This is a genomic window from Alishewanella agri BL06 (assembly GCF_000272005.1).
Classification (GTDB): Bacteria; Pseudomonadota; Gammaproteobacteria; order Enterobacterales; family Alteromonadaceae; genus Alishewanella; species Alishewanella agri.
The window spans coordinates 148845-163340 of sequence record NZ_AKKU01000026.1 but is presented as its reverse complement, the minus strand read 5'-3'; the positions used below and the strand labels follow the sequence as shown (position 1 = coordinate 163340).

Sequence of the window (14496 nt, the reverse complement as noted above, 5' to 3'; positions counted from 1 at the left end):
GGTGTTCCCCGGCACAAAACGCAGACTTTACTGAATTCTACCGCAGAAAGCAGCATGGTTAGCGGGTGATTGCACAAAAATCAGGCAAGGCTGCACCAGCAGACGGCAAGCCTGCGGTTCAGGCATCAACCGAGCAACCCTAAATTACTGTTATTAAACACTTTTATAAAATGGCATATATCTTGGAATTGTCTGGATGAATCTAATCTGAGGGGATCTAACAATGACAGCAAGCAAAAGTGTAATGACATTAGGGTTAAGCGGCCTGTTATTGGCGGCCGGGTTGAGCAGCCAAACTGCGCAAGCAGTCGAAGTTAGTGGCGATATTACGATTGTATCTGATTATGCATTTCGGGGGATTTCACAAACCGACGAAGCGCCCGCCTTACAGGGTGGCTTGACGCTGGCGACGGAATCAGGCTGGTATGTTTCAGTCTGGGGTTCCAGTGTCGATTTCGGTGGCCAGGGCACCTTAGAGCTGGATGTTTTGTTCGGCTGGAGTGGTGATATTGCGGAAGATTGGACCGCTGATGTCGGTATTATGCGCTATGGTTATCCGAATACCGAATTCGAAGGCTCGAATTTCTGGGAACTGTATGGCTCGGTCTCCTACAAAGATCTTACCTTCGGACTGGCTTATAGTGATGACTATTATGCCAACAGCGGTAATTACTACTATGTCTATGCTGGCTACAGCCTGGCCTTGACCGATAATCTGGCACTGGATTTTCATTTGGGCCATAACGAGTATGCCGATGACAGCAGCGCCAGTTATTTGGATTACGGTGTCACCCTCAGTACCGAAGTGTTAGGCCTGGGGCTGTCGCTGGCCTATGTTGATACCGATATTAAAGACTGTAACCTGTGTGACAGCCGGGTAATTTTCGGCGTTTCGAAAGCGTTTTAACGGTTGCAGCGCGCTTTTCATCGCCAGACCACAGCGTATAATAATTAATCAGCTTGTGTCTGGCGATAGAATCAACTATGATTAGCGCCTCTGCATCACGTTAACAGGAATTAACATGAAACTAACCAAAACGAGCAAATCACTGCTGTTAGCCAGTAGCCTGTTGCTTGCTTTTGCTGTTTGGCAGAACAATGCAGCCTCAGACAACTGTACAGGCACTACTTCTGCTTGCAAAGACTCACAACATAACTGGCTAAACTGGTTATCCGGTAACAGTCGCTCGGCACAATTTCACTTCGTCGACTTTCTGGAACTAGTCAGTCAGCTACTGCCGGCAAAATCGCCAAAGAACTGAGATGAGTCCCGCTAAGCCCGGATTGCGGCAAGTGGTAAAAGCGGTATTAGGTGCTTTTATCGGTGTGCAGTCAGAACAGCAGCGTCTGCAGGATTTTCAAAGTCAAAGCGCAATACCATACATTGTTACCGGCATAGTGCTTGCCGCGTTTTTTGTCGCAATACTGCTACTTATCGTTTTTCTGGTGCTGAACTAGCGACTCGTAGAGCCTGCCTGATACAACGCGAATAATTCTTGTACCTTGCCCCTGCTATGGCCTTTCTGACTAATTGAACGTCCAACAGCGATACTCTGTAACTGAGCCTGATGGTAAATCTTCCGTGTCCAGGTCGTATCGTGGTTACTAATTAATACACTGCAGCCGTTTTGCTGAGCTTGCTCTGCTAAGATCGCCAGCTGCGCTTGATCATCAAGGGTAAACCCCTGGCTGGCATAACTGGTAAAGCTCGCCGTTTTACTCAGCGGCACATAAGGCGGGTCACAATACACGACATCACCGGCTGTCAGCTGGCCGAACACCTGCTGATAACTTAAGCAGCTAAATTCCGCACGCTGGGCTTTTTCTGCAAAAAAATATAATTCTGCTTCCGGAAAATACGGCTTTTTATAACTGCCAAAGGGTACATTGAATTTACCGGACATATTGTAACGGCATAAGCCGTTATAGCCATGCCGGTTCAGATACAAGAACAACAGTGCACGCTGGTACTTATCCTGCTGATCGTTAAATTGTTGTCGTAAGTTCAGATAGCTGCTTTTAGTATTAGCGCTGTCGACAAAGAGCATTCGGGCATCCGCGATATAGCGTTCCGCTTGCTGCTGAATGATTTTATACAGCTCAATCAGATCGGCATTAATATCGTTTAAACGATAAGCAGAAAATTGGGTATTCAGAAAAACCGAGCCGGCACCAACGAAAGGTTCAACCAGACAATCGGCTTGCGGCAAGTGCTGTTGGATCTGAGAAACCAGATTATACTTACCACCCGCCCATTTTAGAAAAGCACGACTTCTTTGCTGCACCAATTAATTTCCCTGCTCTGTCACTGCCGGCGCCGACCGTTGCCAGGCTAATATTTCCTGTTGTACTGAGCGCACCATTTTCGGAAAGGGCCCGCTGGCCTGTAACCGGGCTGGTAGCTGCTCAATAAAACCTTGTGCTGAACCATTGTTGTCAAAAGGCCCTGCAACGATTACCCATTGCTCCCGTCCTTGCCAGCGCCGTTGATAGACCAGGTGCTCGACTGTTGGGAAGTCGCTTGCAAACCTTAACACTGCCGCCTGCTCTGATAGAACGGCCAACTGTACCAAACGTTGGTTGGCAGCCCAATTTAAAATGGCGTGTTTAGTATTGGCAACATCTGACTCTGCAGAGTCAGCGGGCGTTACCGTCGCCAGTGTGGCGTTTGCTGCACTCTCGAGATTCGTTGACGGGGAGACCACTGCAGTGTCGCTTGGTGTTACCAACAATTGGTCTGCCGCAACTAATATATCTGTTGCCTCAACCTGCTCCTCGCTGCCTGGTTCCGTATCCTGCGTAATCTCGGCTATATCCGGCACTGTCGCATCCGGGTTTGTGACATCTGCCAGCTCTACTGCAGGTAGTGCCCTCTGATCAGTATCGGTTTCAGAGTTAATCTGTTCAGAACCGGAGGTCACTATAGATGGCGTCGCCTGCGAAGTTGGTTGTTGTTCAACGAGCTTTGTTGGCAAAGTACCCACAGGAGGCTCTGTCGCCGTCGGCAGCATCCAGATAAAGGCCGCTACTAACGCAAGCACCGCAGTTAGCAGCGCCAGCGGCCAAGGAAAGCCGCGCTTTGCCTTATCGTTTGCTGGCAGTTGGGCCCTGCGGCGGCTTTTAGGTTGCAATAACTGGTATAAATTACCCTGACTATGAGCAAAACGTTCAGCTAAGCTAATGGCGTCAAGTCGTTCGTCCTGCAGCAACTGCTGACTATCTGCCAGAGTCAGCGCGGGTATACTTAGATTCAGCTGCATCCGCTCATCTGGCTGTTGGCGGAAACTGAAGATCCGGACGGGTAACTGCTGCAACCATTGCCAATCCTCGGCCTGCAAGAAGTCAGCATTATCTAACAGCAAAACAAATTCGGCGTCGGGCTGCGCTTTGATTCGGGATAATAAATCGGCGGCATTCAGTGATGACGTAGCAAACCAATGCTGGGCGAGTTGTTGCCTTAACTCAGCCCCGACTGCCGGCAAGCTTACCAAAGCGACATTCACCGGCATTTCCTGACAATCAGACAATAATTCAGCCAGAACTAACGCTATGGTTGATTTACCGCTGCCCGCTGCGCCAATTAATGCCAAATGCGAAAAATCGTTGAATGCCAGTTGAAATAGCAAGCGGGTTAACACCTCTCGCTGCGACGGCAGCAGATAGGTATTGGCGGCAAGTTGCTGCTGTAGCCCTCTGATTTTCATCAGCTAAAAACTTGGTAAAGCTCAGTCTCACTGACATCGTCTGCTAGCACACAATGTCCGAGCCGGCGTGGCAGGATAAAGCGCATCTGCCCATGCTGCACCTTTTTATCCGTTTTCATAAATGGCAGGAAATCATTGATTTGCATACGCTCAGGTGGCTGCACCGGGAGCTGGAAGTCATTCAGCAACTTCTCTACCCGCTCAACATCCGACGGCGTCAACCAGCTACGGCTTAGCGCCAATTTCGTCGCCATCACCATCCCAACCGCAACCGCTTCACCGTGCAGCCACTCACCGTATCCCAGAAAAGCTTCGATCGCATGGCCAAAGGTATGGCCGAGGTTTAATAATGCCCGTTCACCCTGCTCTGTCTCATCACGACTGACGATATCAGCTTTCATCTGACAACAACGTCGAATCATCTCTGACAAGATGGCGGAATCTTTGGCAGCGATGTCCTTGGTATGTTGCTCCAGCCAGGCCAAAAACTCTAGATCACCCAAAATGGCGTACTTGATGACTTCGGCCATACCGGCAGCGAACTCACGCGGTGGTAAAGACTGTAAAACTGCGGTATTAATTAAAACCTGTTCCGGTTGCTTAAAAGCACCGATCATATTTTTACCAAGCGGATGATTAACTGCTGTTTTACCGCCAACAGAAGAATCAACCTGGGATAACAGCGTGGTCGGAATTTGCACAAAACGTACGCCGCGCTGATAACAGGCGGCAACAAAACCGGTTACATCACCGATAACGCCACCGCCCAATGCCACTAACAGCACCTGACGCGAGAGCTTTTGTTCCAGTAAAAACGATAAGGCTTGTTCAAAGGAGGCCAGCGTTTTATAAGCTTCGCCGTCCGGGATCAGAAAGTGTTTTGGAGGATGCTGGAATAGTGCTGCCACGGCGGGTAGATACAGCTCAGCAACTGTCGGGTTAGAAATAATAACAACCTGCGACGCCGCCGCTAGCTCTGGCAATAATCCCGTAAAACTGGCGGCGATCTGTATCGGGTAGCTGCGCTCGCCAAGTTGTACCTCAACTTTATGCATCTGCAGCCCCCGTTACTAATAAGTTAAAAACCTAATTGCTCGATAATCTGATTTGCAACAGAACGCGCACTTTGCTCATCAGTGCGAACCGTGAAGTCTGCGATCTCTGCATAGAGTGGATTACGTTCTGCCGCCAGGCGCTCCAGGACCTCTTTCGGTTCCTCTTTTGTTTGCAAGAGCGGCCGTTTTTTATCACGCTGCGTTCTGGCAACCTGCTTTTCAATAGGCGTTTCCAGATAAACTACTATGCCACGAGCAGACAAACGATTCCGGGTCTCTTTACTCAGTACTGAGCCACCACCGGTCGCCAGTACTATCCCTTGCAGTTCAGTCAGATCCTGAATGACATTTTCTTCACGCACCCGAAAACCGGCTTCCCCTTCCAAATCAAATACCCAGGCGATATCGGCACCAGTGCGGCGTTCGATTTCCTGGTCGGAATCATAAAACTCTAGGTGAAGCATCTCTGCCAGATGACGACCTATAGTGCTTTTACCAGCACCCATAGGGCCTACGAGGAAGATATTACGTTTTTCTGCCATATGTCGTATTGCTAAATCAGCTAATTCAAAGGAATGTTAAGTTAAGGACCGTTAGGCTCCCACGAAAAATTGAAGCGCTGAATTATGTCAGGAATGGGCTTTGATTGGCAAGTTAATTCTCGGCCAGCTGGCGGCAGCGATCGCTGACCGCCAGCTTTGGCTTTTATTGACCTTCAGTTAGGATCCGTGGTGTCACAAAAATCAGCAATTCGCTCTTTTCGTTGAGTTCACGTTTGTTCCGGAATAATACCCCCATGTAAGGGATATCACCAAGTAAAGGCACCTTGTTGACGTTTGAAACAATTTGTTGCTGATAAATGCCACCCAGGACGATAGTTTCACCGTTATCAGCAAGCACCTGAGTCATAATTTGCTGGGTATCGATCGCTGTTGCCGGACCGGTTGGGGTCTGTACCGTCTCACCCCGGGTATTCTGAGTAATCACTAAATCCAGAATAATTTTATTGTCCGGGGTAATTTGTGGTGTAACCGTTAAACTTAAAACCGCTTTCTTAAATTCCACTGTCGTTGCACCACTGGAAGCAGCCTGCACATAAGGAATCTCGACACCTTGCTCTATTCTTGCTTCTTTTTGGTTTGAGGTGGTTATACGCGGGCTGGCAATGACTTCACCCTTGTTCTCCTGTTCCAGTGCTGACAGCTCCAGATCCAGTAAGGTACCATCGGCCAAACGAGCCACGTGGAAAGCAATACTGCCTGCCGGGTTAGCCACAGGTAAATTCACATTCCAGCGATCGTCCAGTGCTGGAAAATTACCGTTTGAAATACCGTTAGCACCGTCTGCATTGCCCGATACACCACGGTTACCGCCACTGGTGCTTTGCTGATCACTAAAACCCCAGCGGATCCCTAGCTCGTCTGTGACATTGTCATTTACCGTAACGATTCGGGATTCAATCAGCACTTGCCGTACCGGAATATCCAGCCGTTCAATCAAACGCCGCACACTCTCAATATTGCGCGCCGTATCCTTTAACAAAATGGTATTAGTACGTTCGTCAACGACCACACTACCCCGCTCAGACAACAGTGTTGCTTCGCGGTTTGACAGTAAACCTGCTAAATCTGCAGCCTTGGCATAATTAATTTGTAGCAGATCAGAGTACAAAGGTTCTAATTGTTCAACCTGCTGTTTCGCCTCTAATTCCCTCGCTTCACGGGAAGCCAGTTCTTCGGTTGGCGCAACCATCAGGATATTGCCTTCCATCCGCTTATCCAAACCTTTAACCCGTAATACAATATCCAGCGCCTGATCCCAGGGCGTACCGTCTAAGCGCAACGTAATATTACCCGTCACAGTATCGCTGGTAACCAGGTTAAAGCCGTTATAGTCGGCAATAATCTGTAACACGGTACGAATGGGGATATCCTGGAAGTTTAATGAGATCGGACGGCCTTTGTACTCACGCCCACCGCCCAGAATACTGCGATTGGTAGCATCACGTTGTAGGCTTACAGAAAAGATGTTGTCAACTTGCTGGTAGTTAAAGGTAAATTGCTCAGTCGCATCGATCACCAGTTTGGTTGAGCTTCCTTCACGGAAAGTTTCAACTCCTTTTACCACAGTGGCAAAATCTACCACATCCAGCTGATACAGTAATTCATCTGGAATAGCCGTGTTGTGGAACTCAATTTCCAGCTTACCCAATCGCTCCTGTACATCAACTGCGGCGGCGTTTTCTTTCAGAAACACCAGAACCCGACCTTCGCCACGATCACCGCGGCGAAAATCTATTGCTTGCAACTGATTAATAAAACTTGGATTAATTTCAGACGCGCTGCCAGGGCGGACCACCTGCGGTGTATCGGCAAGGTGCACTGCGAACACATTATCATTCAACCGGGTGCGATAGACTTTTAGGGTATCCATGTTGATAACGGCATTTACGCCACCATCATTTAACGTCGAACGAATTGTTGACACCCCAGCCTGCTCAACCTTGATATCAGCAACGCGCTGCTCCAGTTCAGCTGTCGGGAAAGTGACACTGAGTCTGGCCGGTTGCTGTAACAGCTCAACCCTTGGTTCCTGCTGCAAGGCTTCATCAAACACAAATTCAATTTCTGTTTCGCCATTCAACAACGGGTTATAGCGAACCTCGTAGAGCAAAGGTGCGGCCCACGCAGGCAAGGTACTGCATAGAAGCACTAACAAACCAAGTCTGCTGCCTTTAAATCCTGCGTATTTCGTTTTATTTAATTTATCCATGATTTACTCGCACACTTAGTTACCTGCAGTTGCATCGAACATCTGAACTCTCGTGGTTCGCTCTACCCAGCAACCAGAACCATCCGGAATCAGCTCTAACAGATCAATATGAGTCGGCTCCACCCTCGTTACCTTACCGTGGAACAACCCCATGTAGTTGTTTACGGTAATACGATGTAAGGCTTTATCCGCCGATTCGACCAGTGCCCAGATTTGTCCCTGGTCGCCCAAAGTCCCGCGCATTTTTAAATTGTCCAGTGCAAAACGTTCCAAAGGTTCTTTCCGACGCTCTGGATCCGGGTGCATACAGTCTTGCTGCTGCGAAATACGATCCTGGATCGCCTCCGGTGTTGGTTCAGCGAAGGGACTACGCACATTAGCCATGGTATAAGGGATATGAATAAATTCCTTTGCCTGTGGTAAAGGCTCTACCCTGGGCCGCGTATTCGCTTTTACTGTCTCTAACTCGGCTTGAATATCACTGAGGTCGTCAAAGCAACCGGTAAGAAATAATGCAGAAACAACCACTGTCAGCAGTGCTCTCATTGTTTACTCTCCTTGTACCGATAGGTCTTAGCTACTACGTTGAACTTTAGCTTATCGTCCTTATCGGCTTGGATCGTAAAATCATGCAAGCTAACAATCCGTGGCAACTTAGCCACTTCGCTGACAAAATTACCAAATTGATGGTAATCGCCTACGACATCAATTTTAATCGGCAACTCAGTGTAAAACTCTTTTTCAACCTCGGGTTCCCAATTAATCCGCAAAAAGGTCAGGCCACTGGTCGTGCCAACATAAGTAATATCATCCAGTAAACCAGGCGTTTCATGCGTTGTTGGCAACTGCTTTAGCAAGACCGCAAAGGTCTCTTCCATCTCTTTCATCTGCTCGCGGTAAGCTTCCAGATTAACTGCTGACGCATAACGGGTTTGATAAGTTTGCTTCAGTTCAGTTTCTTTTTGTTTGGCGGCGCTCAGCTCATCAATTTTAGCGTCAATTAGCAGGTAGTAACTAAGAACCGAAACCAGAGCAGCAACAATCAGCGCGAAGATAAATTTCACCGCTAACGGCCATGCCCCCATATTTTCCAGGTCTAGATCACTTACATCAATCTCAGATAACTTCATATTCAACGCCATGATTATCTGCCCCCCTGCGGATTATCGGCAGGAACGTTTTGTTGTTCCAATGCTTCATAACCGGCAATTTTCACGTGCATTCTGAAATCACTCAGCAAAGAGGAACGTTCTTTAGCCGCTTCAATAAATTCCAGATAAGGTGTGGTCAACAGCTCAGACTGCTCTGCCTCACGCAGCATATTGGATAAACGATTATTTGATTCGCTTTTGCCTAACAACAGCAGCGCTGAGCCTTTTTTCTCAAGCTGCGTCAAGTAAACGCCGGTAGGTACAATGCGCGTGATCTCCAACATCACTTCTGTGCCAAGATTTCGGCTGCCTTGTAACTGTTCAATCAACGTCATACGCTGCTGCAAACTGCGTTTTGTCTCATTCAAGGCGCGGATTTCCGCAATACGTTGGTCCAGAATTCGGATTTCACTCTCCAGATACTGATTGCGTTTCGCTTGACCATCCAGCCTGGCGTTGTAGATCATATTAATCAGAAAACACACCAGGAAACTCACCAGGGCGGTCAATGCCAGCACCATGACATAGTTTTTCTGACGCTCTTTTCTGGCGGCTTCACGCCAGGGCAGCAGGTTTATATATGCCATGGTGAAAAACTCCTTAACGCCAAACCACTGGCTACCATCAGCTGCGGTGCATATCGGTCTAGCGTTTCACGGTCGACGGCTGTAGCGATTTCCATGCTAGCAAAAGGATCAGCAATCACGGTGTGGATACCCAGTTCGTCGATCAGCAGTTTATCAATGCCTTCAATCAGCGCTGAACCGCCTGATACCACCAGATAATCGACGGCTTCTCTGCCGCTACTGGTCAGGTACATCTGAATGCCGCGACGAATTTGTTGCAACAGCATGGTTTGGAAGGGAGCCAGCACTTCAAAGGTGTAATTGGGTGGTAATTCGCCATTTACTTTGGCGTGTTCGGCCTCATCATAACTCTTGTTATAATACGACAAAATACTACGGGTATACTGTTCACCCCCGAATACCTGATCGCGGGTGTAAAGCGTTTTGCCATCCTCTACGATACTCAGCAACGTCATAGTGGCGCCGATATCTACCATTGCAACCACTTTACTGCCTGCATCAGCCGGTAACTGCGCCAGACAAAGCTCAGTAGCCCGACTTAAGGCGTAGCTCTCCACATCAACGACTTTTGCCGTAAAACCACCGTGTGCCAAGGCAGCGACGCGGGCTTCGACACTTTCGGTTCGTGCCGCGCTTAGCAGGACGTTAACTTTTGACGGGTCAGCCTCATTGACATCCAACTTTTCAAAATCGAGACTCACCTCATTCAACGGATAGGGAATCAGGGTGTCGGCTTCCACCTCAATCTGGCTCTCCAGTTCAGCATCCGTTAAGGACACATCCATGAAAATCACTTTACTGATTACTGTAGAACCAGAAATAGCAATGGCGGCGTATTTGACAGAGCGCGGAATTTTCTTCCGGATCTTCGCCAGTACGTTACCGACAGCCTCGATATCCTGAACCTCGCGGTCAGACATCGCGCCTTTCTGCATAGCCTCTATCGCAAAGGCTTCTACTTTGAAGAGACCATTGTGTTGGCTGAGCAATACCGCCTTCACCGAGTGAGAGCCGATATCAATACCCACCATCACGGGGGGTTGTTTACTAAACAGGCTTTTTATCATAGCGTCCTGCAGCCGTTGTTTTTGTTAGCCGATTTGTATTTAGGTATTCTTAGCCCAGACACGAATTTTTGGCAAGAAAAAGCGTTTAATCTCAGTCTAATAAATATATACTAGCAGCGATATTACGAAATTGGGAGTTAAAATTGGGGTCACACGGTGTCTTGGTTTAAAAAACTTTTAATTTTTGTTGTGGTGGCGTTTTTTGCCGGTATAACGACCATCCTGGTCACCTATTTACTGCTGAAAGACGAGTTGCCCGATGTCGCTACATTAAAAGATGTGCGCCTGCAAACGCCAATGCAAGTTTTTACTGCAGATGGCGAACTGATTTCGCAGTTCGGTGAGCAAAGACGTATCCCACTAAGACTCGACGAGATGCCGCCACTGTTGGTTCAGGCATTTCTTGCGATCGAAGACACCCGTTTCTATGAACATCCCGGCATTGATATTATCGGCATTATCCGTGCAGCCACTGTGGTGGCAACTTCCGGTGAGCTCAGTCAGGGCGCCAGTACCATCACTCAACAATTAGCCCGAAACTTTTTTCTCAGTCGCGAGAAAAAACTGATTCGCAAAGTAAAAGAAATTTTTCTGGCGATTCATATTGAGCAGTTACTGACCAAAGACGAAATTCTCGAGTTGTATCTGAACAAAATTGAGCTTGGGCATCGCTCCTTTGGTGTTGGAGCCGCAGCGCAGGTGTATTTCGGTAAAACAGTCCACGAACTAACCGTTGATGAGATGGCGATTATCGCCGGCCTGCCGAAAGCGCCTTCGATTTTAAATCCCGTGCGATCCGCCAGTAATGCCAGGGCCAGACGCAATGTGGTATTGGGTCGAATGCTAGAGACGCAGGCGATCGACCGGGCCACTTATGAGGCGGCTATCGCTGCGCCAGTAACCAGCCGCTTGCATGGCGCACAGATTACAGCATCGGCACCTTATATCGCCGAGATGGTACGTCAGCAAATGGTAGAGCGCTTCGGGGAAGAAGTTGCTTATACCGAAGGCTTTAAGGTCTACACCACCATTAATAGTAAGGAACAGGCGCTTGCCCGCCGCGCCTTGCAGCAAAATCTATACGATTATGATGAACGTCATGGCTATCGTGGTCCGGTGGCGAATGTTTGGCAAGCTAAATTAGCGGAACAGCAGACGGAAGAACCGGTATTTATTGAAACCGAACGGCCCGATGAAGCGGAAATTATTAATTATTTGGACCGACAACAGGGCATTGAAGATTTGGTGCCTGCAGTCGTGCTGCAGGTCAACCAGCAAAGTGCGCTGGTAATGCTAAAAGGCGGCCAGCAACAAACGCTGAACTGGGATGGCCTGAAGTGGGCGCGCAGCTATATCAGCGATGAGCGTCAGGGCGTTGCCCCCAAAAGCGCAGCGGCCATACTGCAGCCGGGGATGCATATTTTGGTTCGGCAGCAAAATGAACAGTGGCAACTAAGTCAGATCCCTCAAGCAAGCAGTGCGCTAGTGGCATTAAATCCACAGGACGGTGCCATTAAAGCTCTGGTTGGTGGCTACAGTTTTTCACAAAGCCAGTTTAACCGTGCGATCCAGGCTAAACGTCAGGTTGGTTCCAATATTAAGCCTTTTATATATTCGGCTGCACTGGAGCATAACTATACGCTGGCCAGCATTATGAATGACGCCCCCATCCATCACTGGGACAGCGGCGCGGGTATCGCCTGGCGACCACGCAACTCGCCGGCAGTTTATGATGGTCCGATCCGGATCCGTGAAGCTCTGGCAAAGTCGAAAAACGTGGTATCCATTCGCTTACTGAGAGGCATTGGTATCGATGCATCCATCGCGCAGTTACAAAAATTCGGCTTTAACCCGGCTGATTTACCCCGCAACGAGACCTTGGCATTAGGTTCTGCATCATTAACGCCATTAGAAGTTGCAACTGGTTTTGCGGTCTTCGCCAACGGTGGCTTTTTGGTGCAACCTTACGTCGTAGACAAAGTCTTAGACGCCCAGGATCAATTGGTGTTTAAACATCAACCCCTGCTGGCTTGTGATGATTGTGTCGAATCAAGCCAGCATACTGATACCAGCGAGCCGACATCTGCCAGCGAACCAACTGTTACCACAGCGCCCAGAGTGATTTCAGCACAAAATGCGTTTTTGATTGCTGATGCATTAAAAAGTAGTGTTTGGGGTGGCGGTGACTGGCGTCAGGGCACAGGTTGGAATGGTACCGCCTGGCAGTTACAAAACTTGAAACGTCGCGATATCTCGGGCAAAACCGGTACCACCAACGACTCGAAAGATACCTGGTTTTCCGGCTTTACACCGCAATTGGCCATAACAACCTGGGTCGGTTTTGACGATGCTAATCGCAGTCTGGGCCGGGCACTTTGGAACGCCAATTTAGGCCGCGAACAAAGCGCTGGTGTTGAAGCGGGTGCCCGCACCGCCTTGCCTGCCTGGCAAAATTTTGCCCGCGATGTTTTACCAGCCTATCCTGAGCAAAGTGTGACGCCGCCGGTGGGTATTTCCTCGGTCCGAATTGATACAACAACGGGTTTATTGAGCCGTAGCACTGATCATACCAGTACCTTTGAATTCTTTAAGTTGGGTACCGAGCCAACACAATATGTGTCAGGCAGTGTGCCACAAATTCAGTTTGGGGAAACCACCGACAAGAAAGACGAGCTGGAGGAGTTATTCTAACTGCTGTTGCTCCTTATCAGCCCAATAGCACATCCAATAAAAAAACCGGCTTTGCCGGTTTTTTTATTTAGTTGCGCTTTATTTAGTCGCTCAGCGCATCAAACCATTGTTGTGCCTGCTTTAACTGCCAGAGCACCTGCTGTGGTGCCGTGCCCCCCAGAGCGGCACGTTTGGCCAAACCGGCTTCAATGGTCAGCGCAGCGTAGACATCATCGGTAATCAGCGGGCTGACCTGCTGCATCTCAGTCAGTGGTAATGCTTCGAGCGCGACCTTGGCCGCTGAAGCTTTTAACACCAGCGCTCCCGACAGCTCATGCGCGTCACGGAACGGCACGCCCTTGGCTACCAGATAATCAGCCAGATCCGTCGCGTTGCTATAACCCAGCTCGGCGGCCCGCCGGCATTGCTCTGTATTCACCGCTAAATGGGGTAATACCGTTGCTAACACCAGCAGAGATTGCTGCCAGGTTGCCATCAGGTCAAAAAAGCCCTGTTTATCTTCCTGCATATCTTTGTTATAGGCCAAAGGTAAGCCTTTCAACACATGCAAAATGGCGACCAAATGTCCGAGTACACGGCCGGTTTTACCGCGCAGTAGCTCAAACACATCCGGGTTTTTCTTTTGCGGCATCAGCGAAGAACCGCTACTGATGGCGTCACCCAATTTAAAGAACGCCGCCTCACCCGAACAGAAGAAGATCACATCTTCCGACAACCGTGATAAGTGCGTCATACACAAGCTGGCGGCAGCAGAAAGCTCCACCACATAGTCACGATCTGATACCGCATCCAGACTATTGGCTGCTGCCTGGGCAAATCCCAGACGCTGTGCCAGTGTATGCCGATCCATCGCCACACCAGTACCGGCCAGTGCACCACAGCCCAGCGGACACACATCTAAGCGTGCAACAGCGTCATCTAAGCGACTCAGGTCACGTTTAAACATCTCGACATAAGCCAGTGCCCAATGCGCGACTAAAACCGGCTGGGCGCGCTGTAGATGGGTAAAACCCGGCATCACGTCAGTACCGGCTCGCTCGGCAAATACCAGCAAGGCTCTTAGTACCGATAGTAGCGCCTGTCGCACATAGCCAGCATTTAGCCGGGTCCATAACCGTAGATCGGTGGCGACCAAATCATTACGGCTGCGTCCGGTATGTAACTTCTTCGCCACCGCGCCCAGTTTAGCGGTAAGCTGGGCTTCCACCCAGCTGTGAATATCCTCTTCCTGGGTTTGCAACGGTAATGTCGGATCCGCCTCAATCGCCACCGCTAAGTCAGCCAAACCGGCATCCAGCTGCTGTGCTTCCTGCTGATTGATAATACCGGCTTGCAACAAACCGGCGGCCCAGGCGCGCGACGCTGCGATATCCTGCAGCGCCAGTTGATAATCAAAACTCAGCGAATCGTTAAAATCGCGGAACTCAGCCAGTGTCGCTTCGGTAAAGCGACCACCCCACATCGCCATA

General features: G+C 49.3%; 14 protein-coding genes. 4 read left to right on the top strand and 10 right to left on the bottom strand.

Annotated features, from left to right (window positions below):
• Positions 1–223 precede the first annotated feature (223 nt).
• The 3 genes from AGRI_RS14350 to AGRI_RS14340 all read left to right on the top strand — a co-directional run bounded on the left by AGRI_RS14350 (position 224) and on the right by AGRI_RS14340 (position 1458).
• Positions 224–907 (top strand): TorF family putative porin, encoded by a 684-nt coding sequence (locus AGRI_RS14350; RefSeq protein WP_040292065.1) that lies wholly within the window; start codon positions 224–226, stop codon positions 905–907.
• Between the two features lie 115 nt (positions 908–1022).
• On the top strand, positions 1023–1262 hold the full coding sequence (locus AGRI_RS14345) for a hypothetical protein (RefSeq protein WP_008985608.1): 240 nt from the start codon (positions 1023–1025) through the stop codon (positions 1260–1262).
• Between the two features lies 1 nt (position 1263).
• The gene (locus AGRI_RS14340) at positions 1264–1458 is read left to right on the top strand and encodes a DUF2970 domain-containing protein (protein WP_008985607.1); all 195 of its coding nucleotides are present in this window, start codon (positions 1264–1266) and stop codon (positions 1456–1458) included.
• Here the strand turns inward: AGRI_RS14340 and AGRI_RS14335 are convergent.
• The 9 genes from AGRI_RS14335 to AGRI_RS14295 all read right to left on the bottom strand — a co-directional run bounded on the left by AGRI_RS14335 (position 1455) and on the right by AGRI_RS14295 (position 10336).
• Positions 1455–2285, bottom strand: coding sequence for a Dam family site-specific DNA-(adenine-N6)-methyltransferase (locus AGRI_RS14335; RefSeq protein ID WP_040292135.1), 831 nt, complete (start codon positions 2283–2285; stop codon positions 1455–1457). The genes AGRI_RS14340 and AGRI_RS14335 overlap by 4 nt on opposite strands.
• A gap of 3 nt (positions 2286–2288) precedes the next feature.
• The gene (locus AGRI_RS14330; RefSeq protein ID WP_008985605.1) at positions 2289–3704 is read right to left on the bottom strand and encodes an SPOR domain-containing protein; all 1416 of its coding nucleotides are present in this window, start codon (positions 3702–3704) and stop codon (positions 2289–2291) included.
• Positions 3704–4759 carry a 3-dehydroquinate synthase gene (aroB, locus tag AGRI_RS14325; RefSeq protein WP_008985604.1) on the bottom strand — a complete coding sequence of 352 codons (1056 nt, stop codon included), beginning with the start codon at positions 4757–4759 and terminating at the stop codon, positions 3704–3706. Before aroB ends, AGRI_RS14330 begins: the two co-directional genes overlap by 1 nt.
• A 23-nt stretch (positions 4760–4782) precedes the next feature.
• Entirely contained in the window at positions 4783–5301 is a 519-nt protein-coding gene (aroK, locus tag AGRI_RS14320) for a shikimate kinase AroK (protein ID WP_008985603.1), read from the bottom strand.
• A gap of 163 nt (positions 5302–5464) precedes the next feature.
• Entirely contained in the window at positions 5465–7531 is a 2067-nt protein-coding gene (locus AGRI_RS14315) for a type IV pilus secretin PilQ (protein ID WP_008985602.1), read from the bottom strand.
• Between the two features lie 15 nt (positions 7532–7546).
• Positions 7547–8077: a pilus assembly protein PilP gene (locus tag AGRI_RS14310; RefSeq protein WP_008985601.1), complete on the bottom strand. Its 531-nt coding sequence runs from the start codon at positions 8075–8077 to the stop codon at positions 7547–7549.
• A complete protein-coding gene (locus AGRI_RS14305) occupies positions 8074–8673 on the bottom strand; it encodes a type IV pilus inner membrane component PilO (RefSeq protein WP_008985600.1) in 600 nt (199 codons plus the stop codon). Before AGRI_RS14305 ends, AGRI_RS14310 begins: the two co-directional genes overlap by 4 nt.
• Before the next feature lie 2 nt (positions 8674–8675).
• Complete coding sequence (locus AGRI_RS14300; RefSeq protein WP_008985599.1) at positions 8676–9269, bottom strand: PilN domain-containing protein; 594 nt, start codon at positions 9267–9269, stop codon at positions 8676–8678.
• A complete protein-coding gene (locus tag AGRI_RS14295) occupies positions 9257–10336 on the bottom strand; it encodes a pilus assembly protein PilM (protein WP_008985598.1) in 1080 nt (359 codons plus the stop codon). Before AGRI_RS14295 ends, AGRI_RS14300 begins: the two co-directional genes overlap by 13 nt.
• Before the next feature lie 156 nt (positions 10337–10492).
• On the opposite strand from AGRI_RS14295, the gene AGRI_RS14290 reads away from it, so the two are divergent.
• Positions 10493–13027 carry a penicillin-binding protein 1A gene (locus AGRI_RS14290; protein ID WP_008985597.1) on the top strand — a complete coding sequence of 845 codons (2535 nt, stop codon included), beginning with the start codon at positions 10493–10495 and terminating at the stop codon, positions 13025–13027.
• Positions 13028–13109: 82 nt separating this feature from the next.
• On the opposite strand, the gene argH is transcribed toward AGRI_RS14290, so the two are convergent.
• A complete protein-coding gene (gene argH / locus AGRI_RS14285; RefSeq protein ID WP_008985596.1) occupies positions 13110–14495 on the bottom strand; it encodes an argininosuccinate lyase in 1386 nt (461 codons plus the stop codon).
• Between the last annotated feature and the right edge of the window lies 1 nt (position 14496).

What these genes read in the sequence shown, in the direction of transcription:
- AGRI_RS14350 (WP_040292065.1), top strand. Translation starts at nt 224, where the DNA reads ATGACAGCAAGCAAAAGTGTAATGACATTAGGGTTAAGCGGCCTGTTA.
- AGRI_RS14345 (WP_008985608.1), top strand. Translation starts at nt 1,023, where the DNA reads ATGAAACTAACCAAAACGAGCAAATCACTGCTGTTAGCCAGTAGCCTG.
- AGRI_RS14340 (WP_008985607.1), top strand. Translation starts at nt 1,264, where the DNA reads ATGAGTCCCGCTAAGCCCGGATTGCGGCAAGTGGTAAAAGCGGTATTA.
- AGRI_RS14330 (WP_008985605.1), bottom strand. Translation starts at nt 3,704, where the DNA reads ATGAAAATCAGAGGGCTACAGCAGCAACTTGCCGCCAATACCTATCTG.
- aroB (WP_008985604.1), bottom strand. Translation starts at nt 4,759, where the DNA reads ATGCATAAAGTTGAGGTACAACTTGGCGAGCGCAGCTACCCGATACAG.
- aroK (WP_008985603.1), bottom strand. Translation starts at nt 5,301, where the DNA reads ATGGCAGAAAAACGTAATATCTTCCTCGTAGGCCCTATGGGTGCTGGT.
- AGRI_RS14315 (WP_008985602.1), bottom strand. Translation starts at nt 7,531, where the DNA reads ATGGATAAATTAAATAAAACGAAATACGCAGGATTTAAAGGCAGCAGA.
- AGRI_RS14310 (WP_008985601.1), bottom strand. Translation starts at nt 8,077, where the DNA reads ATGAGAGCACTGCTGACAGTGGTTGTTTCTGCATTATTTCTTACCGGT.
- AGRI_RS14305 (WP_008985600.1), bottom strand. Translation starts at nt 8,673, where the DNA reads ATGGCGTTGAATATGAAGTTATCTGAGATTGATGTAAGTGATCTAGAC.
- AGRI_RS14300 (WP_008985599.1), bottom strand. Translation starts at nt 9,269, where the DNA reads ATGGCATATATAAACCTGCTGCCCTGGCGTGAAGCCGCCAGAAAAGAG.
- AGRI_RS14295 (WP_008985598.1), bottom strand. Translation starts at nt 10,336, where the DNA reads ATGATAAAAAGCCTGTTTAGTAAACAACCCCCCGTGATGGTGGGTATT.
- argH (WP_008985596.1), bottom strand. Translation starts at nt 14,495, where the DNA reads ATGGCGATGTGGGGTGGTCGCTTTACCGAAGCGACACTGGCTGAGTTC.